Source organism: Alkanindiges illinoisensis, from assembly GCF_004377485.1.
Lineage (GTDB): Bacteria > Pseudomonadota > Gammaproteobacteria > Pseudomonadales > Moraxellaceae > Alkanindiges > Alkanindiges illinoisensis_A.
Genome location: NZ_SNTY01000019.1, coordinates 34505 through 44124, shown reverse-complemented (window position 1 = coordinate 44124; position 9620 = coordinate 34505). Strand labels below are relative to the sequence as shown.

At 47.6% G+C, this 9620-nt stretch carries 7 protein-coding genes and 1 pseudogene; 3 read left to right on the top strand and 5 right to left on the bottom strand.

Annotation, left to right across the window (positions count from 1 at the left end):
* Together E2B99_RS14855 and E2B99_RS06345 are read right to left on the bottom strand one after the other, a co-directional pair.
* Positions 1-112 (bottom strand): annotated as a pseudogene (locus E2B99_RS14855) (IS5/IS1182 family transposase); the annotation flags it as partial.
* 149 nt (positions 113-261) lie between these two features.
* The gene (locus tag E2B99_RS06345) at positions 262-786 is read right to left on the bottom strand and encodes a low molecular weight protein-tyrosine-phosphatase (protein ID WP_134244105.1); all 525 of its coding nucleotides are present in this window, start codon (positions 784-786) and stop codon (positions 262-264) included.
* A gap of 129 nt (positions 787-915) precedes the next feature.
* Between E2B99_RS06345 and E2B99_RS06340 the strand changes: the two genes are divergently transcribed.
* Both E2B99_RS06340 and E2B99_RS06335 read left to right on the top strand, forming a co-directional pair.
* The gene (locus E2B99_RS06340; protein ID WP_134244104.1) at positions 916-2076 is read left to right on the top strand and encodes an iron-containing alcohol dehydrogenase; all 1161 of its coding nucleotides are present in this window, start codon (positions 916-918) and stop codon (positions 2074-2076) included.
* A gap of 65 nt (positions 2077-2141) precedes the next feature.
* Positions 2142-2621: an acyl-CoA thioesterase gene (locus E2B99_RS06335; protein ID WP_134244103.1), complete on the top strand. Its 480-nt coding sequence runs from the start codon at positions 2142-2144 to the stop codon at positions 2619-2621.
* 53 nt (positions 2622-2674) lie between these two features.
* Here the strand turns inward: E2B99_RS06335 and E2B99_RS06330 are convergent, their stop codons facing one another.
* Together E2B99_RS06330 and dnaX are read right to left on the bottom strand one after the other, a co-directional pair.
* The gene (locus tag E2B99_RS06330) at positions 2675-3241 is read right to left on the bottom strand and encodes an NADPH-dependent FMN reductase (protein WP_134244102.1); all 567 of its coding nucleotides are present in this window, start codon (positions 3239-3241) and stop codon (positions 2675-2677) included.
* A gap of 114 nt (positions 3242-3355) precedes the next feature.
* Complete coding sequence (gene dnaX, locus E2B99_RS06325; RefSeq protein WP_134244101.1) at positions 3356-5542, bottom strand: DNA polymerase III subunit gamma/tau; 2187 nt, start codon at positions 5540-5542, stop codon at positions 3356-3358.
* Positions 5543-5941: 399 nt separating this feature from the next.
* Between dnaX and E2B99_RS15000 the strand changes: the two genes are divergently transcribed.
* The gene (locus E2B99_RS15000) at positions 5942-8236 is read left to right on the top strand and encodes a putative bifunctional diguanylate cyclase/phosphodiesterase (RefSeq protein WP_134244100.1); all 2295 of its coding nucleotides are present in this window, start codon (positions 5942-5944) and stop codon (positions 8234-8236) included.
* Here the strand turns inward: E2B99_RS15000 and E2B99_RS06315 are convergent.
* Positions 8210-9496 (bottom strand): serine hydrolase domain-containing protein, encoded by a 1287-nt coding sequence (locus E2B99_RS06315; RefSeq protein ID WP_134244099.1) that lies wholly within the window; start codon positions 9494-9496, stop codon positions 8210-8212. The two genes, E2B99_RS15000 and E2B99_RS06315, sit on opposite strands and share 27 nt — an antisense overlap.
* Positions 9497-9620: the final 124 nt, after the last annotated feature.

Genomic DNA, 9620 nt, shown 5'->3' with positions numbered 1-9620 from the left:
ATAAGATCGCTTCCATGATATTTCTACTGTTTTTTGAACAGTAGCAACCATGTAATCGCATAGTATCTTGAATTTGCTGCCAGATATCATCGGTAAGAAGAGTACGTGCCATTGAAAATATAGAAATAAAAATAACTCAAAGGAAGATTTTAAGTATTTAAAACCAATTCTTCAAATGAGGACACGCCCTAATTCAGAGAAACTATTTCTGAAAAATCATGGCTTATTTTTACTTAATGGTGATGACTTAGTCTGGATAAATTAAGATTGGCGGCGCAGGATCTCTGGATTGGCTTGCCAGTATTCTACCCAGGCCTGTGCTGCACTTTCACATTGCACAATGACCCGCTCAAAGTCGCTGGCCTGACCAAAATAAGGATCAGGGATTGCCTGCCGGAAAAAATTCCGGTCCTGTTCACTCATCAGCACTACCCGGTCAAGTACCGATGCATCCAGCTCACCTTGCTGCACCAGATTATTAATTTGCCACTTTAAATCTGACAGGTTGGTCTCATCCATTGCCAGAATCAGGTCAAACTGGTCGTAGTCTTCCCGGCATATCTGACGCGCGCGCAAATGTGACAAATCATAACCCCGGGCACGGGCAAATTTCTGCGTGCGCGGGTCTGGCGCCTTGTTGGGATGGTAATTGCTGGTTCCCGCAGAATCAATTTCTATGGACAAACCAGCCAGCTTTACATAATGTTTTAAAACGATTTCTGCCGTGGGCGAACGACAGATATTCCCCAGACAGACACACAATACCTGATATGGCGAGCTTGCCATTGCACGCTTTTCCTAACAAAATAAACCAATTGAGTATAGCGGCAACGCTAGGCACACTGCTATAGCCCGTGCCACAATATGAATGATTCTGACAGGAATCAGGGACCATTTGCCACCAGGGAACAAACCATGAATCACTTTAGCTTTGATACTGTTAAACAAATTATCTGTGCTGCTGGCTCGCGGCACCAGCTTGGTGAGCACTGTAAGCGACTGGGCTTAAGTCATGTGATGTTTGTTACCGATGGTGGCATTGTGCAATACCAGCTGCATAATGATGCACTACAAAGCCTGAGTCATGCAGGGATTGAATACAGCATTTACGATCAGGTATTGGCCGACCCGCCGGATCATGTAATTCTGGCTGCAGTTGAACAGGCAAAGTCAAAGCAGATTGATGGGGTAATTGGCTATGGTGGCGGCAGCTCCATGGATGTGGCCAAACTGATTGCCATTTTGGCCAATCCGCAGCAAACCCAGGCCTTAAGCGAAATTTATGGCGTAGGCAATATTCAGGGCCAGCGTTTGCCACTGATTCAGGTACCTACCACTGCCGGTACTGGCTCGGAAGTCACCAGCGTGGCTATTGTGACGACTGGTGAAACCACCAAGATGGGTGTGGTATCGCCGGTATTGTATGCAGATATTGCCTTGCTGGATGCTGAACTCACCACTGGCCTGCCACCAAGCGTCACCGCAGCCACCGGAATTGATGCCATGGTGCATGCCATTGAAGCTTATACCAGCGTTCACAAGAAAAACCTGTATTCCGACATGCTGGCCAAGCAGGCACTGGTATTACTGGATCAAAATCTGCAAACCGCCGTGCATGAAGGCCACAATCTGGAAGCTCGCCAGAATATGCTGTTTGGTGCCATGCTGGCTGGACAGGCTTTTGCCAACTCACCCGTTGCCGCCGTTCATGCGCTGGCTTACCCACTGGGCGGGCATTACCATATTTCCCATGGCCTCTCCAATGCGCTGGTGCTGTGTGAAGTGATCCGCTTTAACCTAAGCCACGCGGCCAGACACTATGCTGAATTGATGCTGATGTTAAATCCGGCAGCACAAGGTTCAGATATGGAACTGGCCAACCAGTTGATTGATCGTTTGGAACAACACATTCTGGACAGTGGTTTACCCCGTCGCCTAAGCCAATTGAATGTCCCAGAACAAGACCTTGAAATGCTGGCGCGTGATGCCATGCTGCAAACCCGCTTGCTGGTGAATAACCCCCGTGAACTTAGCCACGCCGATGCACTGGCAATTTATCAGGCAGTGTACGCCTGACTAGCAGGATGCCAACCACCAGCTTTATGCGAAAGCGTTTTTAAAAAAGCATTTTTGAGAAACTGATGAATACTTATGTACCCGCCTCTAAATCCAGCCCGGCTGCCAAACCTGTGGCCTATCAGCGTAAAGACTTTAGCTGGTTTTCACCGCTAACAACGCGCTGGGCTGATAATGATATTTATGGCCATGTCAACAATGTCATGTACTACAGCTATTTTGACAGTACCGCTAACCGCTATCTGATTGAGCAAGGTGGACTGGACATTCATGATGGCCCTATTATCGGATTGGTTGTGGATTCCGGCTGTAGCTATTTTGCACCGGTTGCTTTCCCGGATGCGCTCGAAGGTGCGCTGCGGGTTGCCCATCTGGGTCGCTCATCGGTACGTTATGAATTGGCAATTTTTAAGCCGGGCGATCAGCAAGCCGTGGCACAAGGACATTTTGTGCATGTGTTTGTGGATCGGCAAACCCGGCAAGCTGTTGCCATACCAGATCAGTTACGTGAAGCACTGGCACAGTTATTAGTAACGGCCAATTAAATAAGCCACCTTACAACGTTAACCTTGTTTCGTTTAACAGTGATGAAGTGAATTCAAGCTGTGGCTGGCTTCACTTCATCAATCCACTCGTTAAATTTATTTAAAAATTTTAATAAAAACTGCCGGGTTCTTTCGCTGGTAATTTCATTGTTATCATTCACCATGCTTTCTTCAAATTTAAGATAAATTTCCGGCTGGCCCATCACGCGCGTGTTTAGCGTCAATAAAATACTGCGTAAATGCGACTGTGCCACTGCTGTACCTACCTGCCCCGGACTTGCACCTAGCATGGCTGCTGGCTTGTGCTTCCAGCTATTATCATCACTGGGCCGCGAACCCCAGTCCAGTGCATTTTTTAAGGGTGAAGGCACCGAACGATTATATTCTGGCGTCACAAACAGCAAGGCATCAGTATTTTTTATAATGATCTTAAACTGAGTAACCGCTTCAGGAATATCTTCCCATAAGTCCTCGTTATAAAGTGGCAAACTGGCAATATCCACCAGCTTAAACTGATGCGGCAAATTCTCCTGTTGTGCCAGCTTGATCAATGCTTTGGCAATTTTTAAATTAATGGATTCCCGGCGCAAACTGCCCACAATCAATGAAATATTTGCCATACCTTACCTGCTGTTTCTTTTACGAATCCAACAGTTATAGCGCAGTTGTTTTTGGCTCTCGGTACATTTTGCGTAAGGTTTTGCTCAAGTGTGCAAATAATGCGTAAGCAAACTTTATTCCTTGAAGCTGACATTGGTCAGGCTGGCTTCAAACTTGGCAATTAAAGGCTGAATTACAGGTTCCTGTCGAAGTAAATGGTCAGCCTGCTGCAAGGCTTTTTCACGCCGGATTGCTTTTAATTCCAAAGGCAAAGGCTCATCAATATGCTCAAACACCAGTTCTGCATTGCATTCAGGCCATTGCTGCTTTAATGCTGCAATTAGTCCATCAAATAGCTCGGTAGCCATCAGGCGGTGCTCGGGTGAAATCACAAATGCTGCACTTTGGCCAATCTCACCCCGGATTAAACCATGCTGGGCCAGATTGCGAATAGCCGGGCTGATTGCCGCTTCACGTAGCCAGCACTCCCATTTTTCAATATCCCATGCTCCGGTCAACTCTACGGCCCGATGCTGCAATATTTGCTGCGGCAATAATTGGCGTGAATGGTTATCTATAGCATCAGCAGGTTCATTGTCTGTTACCGGAATTTCTAACGTCGGACTATCTGTTACTGTATCGGCTGCTTCAACTAATTGCTCATCAATTAATTGGTCATCAGTCAACCGCTCATTAACTAATTGCGACTTGCTGTTCTGGCCTGCATCGACGCCAGTATCAACCTGTGGTAAGACTGCAATTAATGGCGCTGCTGGTGTCGGCTCATCAGGCATCGCTGTAACAGGCTGACCGAACAAATCCAGTTCATGAGTTTCTTCGACTTCTGGTGCAGATTGAATAGCTGTAGCATCCGGCTGACTAATGAAAAATTCATCCTGTACCAGCAAATCATTGTCTACAGTGTGATGTTCAAATAATTGGTTTTCTAATAGTGTATTTTTTGCAAAGTGATCTCGAACCTGCTCATCTTTTGGTGCAGAAGACTGAAAAGTAGCAGGCACAGCTATTTCAGAATGATCACTGTTTTCAGTAAATTGTGGCGCAGAGCTTTGTTGCGTAGGCTCAGCCACCACGTTGATACTTTGTTCATGCTGCTGATCAGGTAAAGCACTGGCAGGTTTTAATACTGGGGAATGATTGCTTGCATTAATCTGGCTAGGCTGCTGAGCTGCAATTGAACCAGCACTGGAATCTTCCAGAATCTGGGTATTATTGCCCAGTGGCTTAAAGGCCAGCATGCGCAAAATACACATATCAAAGCCCTGTTGCAGGCTTACCGCCAGTTTTAAATCCTGTCGGCCTTGCAAGGCAATCTGGTAATAGAGCTGAACATCGCTGGGATCAACCTGCTGTGCCAGTTGGCGCAACTGCTGTTGGTATTCCTGCGTACCCTGCAACGGCACCTGCGGTAAAACCTGTAGCAGTGCCAGTTGATGCAACAAGGTAATGAGCTGATCCAGTACGGCTTTTAAATCCACCGCCTGATTGGCCAGATTTTGCAGAATCTGGCTCACTTGCTGGCCGTTATTCTGATAAATCGACTGCAACAAATGCACAATCTGGCCTTTATCCAGAAGGCCCAGCATGTCCTGTACATCACTGCCCTGCAATTGCCCCTGACCAAAAGCAATCGCCTGATCGGTTAGTGACAGCGCATCCCGGAGCGAACCTTGTGCAGCTTCGGCCAGTTGCCACAGGGCTTTGTCATCATAGCCAATCTGTTCCTGATCCAGAATGTTGTGCAGGTGATCATGGATTTCCTGCTGCTGCAATGGCCGCAGGGTAAACTGCAAACAGCGCGACAGCACAGTAACCGGCAATTTTTGCGGGTCAGTGGTGGCCAGTAAAAACTTGACGTGTTCTGGTGGTTCTTCCAGTGTTTTAAGCAGCGCATTAAAGCTATGCGTGGACAGCATGTGCACTTCGTCAATCAGGTAAACCTTATATCGTCCCTGTGTTGGCGCATAGGGGACATTATCCAGCAATTCGCGCGTGTCTTCCACCTTGGTGCGCGAGGCGGCATCAATTTCAATCAGGTCAATAAAGCGGCCCTGATTAATGGCAACACAGGTGGCACAAACCTCACAGGGCGTGGCAGTAATGCCGGTTTCACAGTTCAGACACTTGGACAAAATACGCGCAATCGTAGTCTTGCCCACCCCGCGCGTGCCAGTAAACAAATAGGCGTGATGCAGGCGATTACGCTCCAGCGCACTGGTTAATGCCCGGGATACATGAGTTTGCCCCACCAGCTGATTAAAGTTGCGTGGGCGATATTTACGCGCAAGAACCTGATACATATCTCAATCCACATTAAACCCTAAATGTTTAGGGTATCTAACAGGGTTTAATGAATATCTTCTTTAATCGCTTAGCATAGCCGATTTAAGCAAAAAAAGCGGTTAAAAAATTCTGCGATTCACTTTGGTTGCCGTGCTGACAGTCAACAAACTGGTTATGCCAATCATGAGATTTGGTATTCGTTGTATGCGTTTTAGTATTAGGGTTCTGCATTGACGAAATACGGCTTTATTTGTATGTTGAATGCAATCGGGACAGTACTATATTGGGTAGAGCTATAGTCTTAAAAGCCGAGATTATGCGCTGATGTTGTATAAAATCGCCGGATTTAAACCAGGAAGTGTCTGTAAAAAGACCAGTTTATAAGCAAAAAACGCTGAACAGCATGGACGAATATAATGCATATCATCGGCAAACGGATAGGAAGGCATCAAAATGCCTATCAGCTTCGTTTAACAGCAATGAAATTAAGCGCCATCAACTGGCTGATGGAAATCAGCCTGCTCAGTGGCCTTGTGCTATTTGCCAGTCTGCCGCTTTGGTTCTGGCTGTTGTATACAGGGCTTGCCCTGATATGTGGCAGCTGTTTTTATATCCTGCATAAAACCAGATTAAGTGAGCGCTTTAAAGATCCTACACTGGCTCTCCCGCATTTGCTCGTGGTTTCTGCCTGCCAGTTTATCGGGTTATATCTGGTGCCTGAGCTCAATTTTTTATTTTTAATCCGTATTGTCGAAGCTGCTGCCTATGGCCTGTTTTTGCTGACTGTACGCCAGTTCATGATCCTGTTTATTATTTTTGCAATTGGAATCGCGGTATTTATAGGCTTTGGTACAGCCATTTCATTTCCCACTTCAACGCTGGCTATCAAAGTCCTGTTATATTTTTCGCTGGTTCTTGCCATTAGCCGTTTTATTGTTGGCAGTATTTATCTGGATTTCCTGCGTTCACGTCTGGTTGCCACCAATAAAGCCATTAAGGAGAGCGAAGCACGCTTCCGGGCACTCACTGACTTGTCGTCAGACTGGTATTGGGAACAGGATGCTGAGTTTCGGATTACCCGTTTTGAAAGTGGACGCGCCAGCAAGGATTTGCCTCCTGAAATGCTACTCGGCAAGCGCCTGTTTGAATCCGGGATTACCATCAAGACGCCCGGCGGCTGGGAAGCGCATAAGGCACAACTCCTGGCGCACCAGTCCTTTCGCGATCTGATCCTGCATTTTGCAATGCCGGATAATCTTGATATTTACATTAGCGTGAGTGGTGAGGCCGTGCTCGACAGCCATGGTATTTTGCAAGGTTATCGTGGGGTGGCACGGGATATTTCAGAGCAAAAACGCGCGGATGCAAAAATTGAGCATTTGGCCACGCATGATAGCCTGACCGGCCTTCCCAATCGGGTCATGTATAACCAGATGCTTAGCATTGCAGTACAATCTGCTTTACGCTATGGCGGAAGTTTTGCAGTACTTTTTATTGACCTGGATCGCTTCAAGTTTATTAATGACACATTAGGACATGAAGCGGGAGATCAACTACTGTACGAGATTTCTACCCGATTCAGACAAACGCTGCGCACAAGCGATATTGTGGCACGACTGGGAGGTGATGAATTTGTCGTACTGGTACCTCAGGTTCATGAAAAAAAGGAAATCGCACTCATTGCCCGCAAGATCGTCGATGCCGCTATTGCACCTTTTTTACTACAAGGACAGGAATGCCGAGTTACGGCGAGTGTGGGAATTGCTATTTTCCCTGATGATGGTCAGGATGAAGTCACCCTAATCAAAAGTGCTGATATCGCAATGTATGCTGCCAAGGAAGCAGGTAAAAACAATTACCAGTTTTTCTCAGAGCAGGTGCGCTCCTATGCGCTTGAACGTATGGCATTGGAGAGGAATCTGCGTCAGGCACTGGAACGCCATGAATTTACCGTACTGTATCAGCCGAAGCGCGATCTGGCTTCCGGTGCCATTTCTGGGGTAGAAGCCCTGTTGCGCTGGCAAAACCCGGAACTTGGCCCCATCTCTCCTGCCCAGTTTATTCCCATTGCTGAAGAAACCGGCATGATTGTTCCAATTGGCAAATGGGTGCTGCGTACAGCCTGCCTGCAAAACATGGCTTGGCAGCGTGAAGGCCTGCCGCCAGTTTGCATGGCCGTTAATCTGTCAGTTCGCCAGTTTACCGACGATCATTTGCTGCTCGACATTGCCACCATTCTTAAAGAAACAGGCATGGACCCCAGGTTGCTGGAACTGGAAATTACCGAAGGCCTGGTGATGCGTGATCCGGCCAAGGCCATTACCCTGCTGGCTGCCATCAAAGAGATAGGCGTACGGCTGGCCATTGATGACTTTGGCACAGGCTATTCCTCATTGGCACAGCTCAAAAATTTCCCGATTGATACCTTAAAGGTTGACCGCTCATTTATCCGGGAAGTGGCAACCAATGCAAGTGACAAGGCCATTACTGAAGCCATTATCGCGATGGGTAAAACCCTATGCATGACTGTGATTGCAGAAGGCGTTGAAACCGAGGAACAGGAAGACTTCCTGCGCCAGAATTCCTGCGACCAGATGCAGGGCTATTACTTTAGCAAGGCTGTGCTGCCTGAGGAATTTGCAAGCCTGTTACGCACGCATCATGCCATTCCCCTGCCCGAAGAATCAGCCTTTCTTGCCAGTCAGGCTTAAATCGGCATTTTGCAGCGCAGTCTGGGTTAGCCACCATAAGCGCGGATCACCGGTGATGCTACTGCCAGCAAAGTTATGCACATAGGCAAAGCTTAAACCACGGGATGGATCGCACCACGCGCCAGAGCCGTTATAACCGATATGCCCAAAACCTTCCGGTACACGCTTACCCAGCGACAAAATCCGGTGATAGCCCAGCCGCCAGTTCATGGGAATGGACATAATGCGGTCACGCTGGGTATTTTGAATCTGGCTGAGCAATCTTACCCGTTCTGGTGACAGGTATTGCTGGCCATCAATTTCTCCTTCATTAACCAGCATGGCATACATTTTTGCCAGCGACCTTGCGGTAAATACGCCATTGGCTGCTGGGATACAGGCCTGCAAAACGCGGTCGTTAAAAAAGCTAAACCGGCTAATTCCCTTGGGCATCAACGCATCTTCAGCTTCATAGGGATCAAGGCCGGTGAGCTTAATCATTTTTTCCTGCAAGGTTAAAGGTCTGCGTCCATTGGGCAACAGTTTCTTTTGAGTGGCTGGTCGGGTTTTCTGGTTGTCCTCAGCTTGCTGAGGTTTGTTTAGGATAATAGGCCGTGCCACACGCTCCAGTTCACTGGCAGGCACCCCAAAATAGGCACCATCCAGCCCCAGTGGCGTCACCAGTTCCTTTTGGAAAACCTCACACACCGACTGACCAGTAACTTTTTCAACCACGCCACCCAGTAGCCAGCCAAAACTGAGCGCCTGATACGCCACTTTTGTGCCGGGTTCAAAGCGTGGCGTAGCATTTTCATAGACCTTTAGCATGTCATGCCAGTCCAGCATTTGCACCGCAGACTGGATGTTCTGGCGAATGTCAAACAGGCCAGACTGGTGAGCCAGCACATGCCTTATCGTGATTCTATCCTTGCCATTTTTGCCAAACTCGGGCCAGTAATGCGCAATATTGTGGTCATAGTCCAGTAATCCCTGATCAGCCAGACGATGCACCAGCATTGCCAAAGCAGCTTTACCGGTTGAAAAACTGAGCGCCATGCTGTCTTCCTGCCACGGGGTGTCCTGTTTCATGGCCCCTGTCCAGACGTCGACTACTTTCTTGCCCTGAAAATACACGGCCAGTGCAGAACCACCAGACTGCCTACTATTATGCTGGGCTTGTGGCTGAATTTGCCGGAACGCCTGAATCAAAGGGATAAAGGAATCATCATAAGACCCGTGAAGCTGAACATTCTCACCTCTGGGCCAAAATGGAAATTGCATGTCACATCCTGTTTGTGTAAGGCAAAGAGTTTAGTTATAGCCTAAACCGCTTTTGAATTGAATGACTTTTAAAAAATAGCGTACAGGCTGCGCAAAATCCCATCACTCTAATCAATAAAAAAGC

What these genes read in the sequence shown, in the direction of transcription:
- E2B99_RS06345 (WP_134244105.1), bottom strand. Translation starts at nt 786, where the DNA reads ATGGCAAGCTCGCCATATCAGGTATTGTGTGTCTGTCTGGGGAATATC.
- E2B99_RS06340 (WP_134244104.1), top strand. Translation starts at nt 916, where the DNA reads ATGAATCACTTTAGCTTTGATACTGTTAAACAAATTATCTGTGCTGCT.
- E2B99_RS06335 (WP_134244103.1), top strand. Translation starts at nt 2,142, where the DNA reads ATGAATACTTATGTACCCGCCTCTAAATCCAGCCCGGCTGCCAAACCT.
- E2B99_RS06330 (WP_134244102.1), bottom strand. Translation starts at nt 3,241, where the DNA reads ATGGCAAATATTTCATTGATTGTGGGCAGTTTGCGCCGGGAATCCATT.
- dnaX (WP_134244101.1), bottom strand. Translation starts at nt 5,542, where the DNA reads ATGTATCAGGTTCTTGCGCGTAAATATCGCCCACGCAACTTTAATCAG.
- E2B99_RS15000 (WP_134244100.1), top strand. Translation starts at nt 5,942, where the DNA reads ATGCATATCATCGGCAAACGGATAGGAAGGCATCAAAATGCCTATCAG.
- E2B99_RS06315 (WP_134244099.1), bottom strand. Translation starts at nt 9,496, where the DNA reads ATGCAATTTCCATTTTGGCCCAGAGGTGAGAATGTTCAGCTTCACGGG.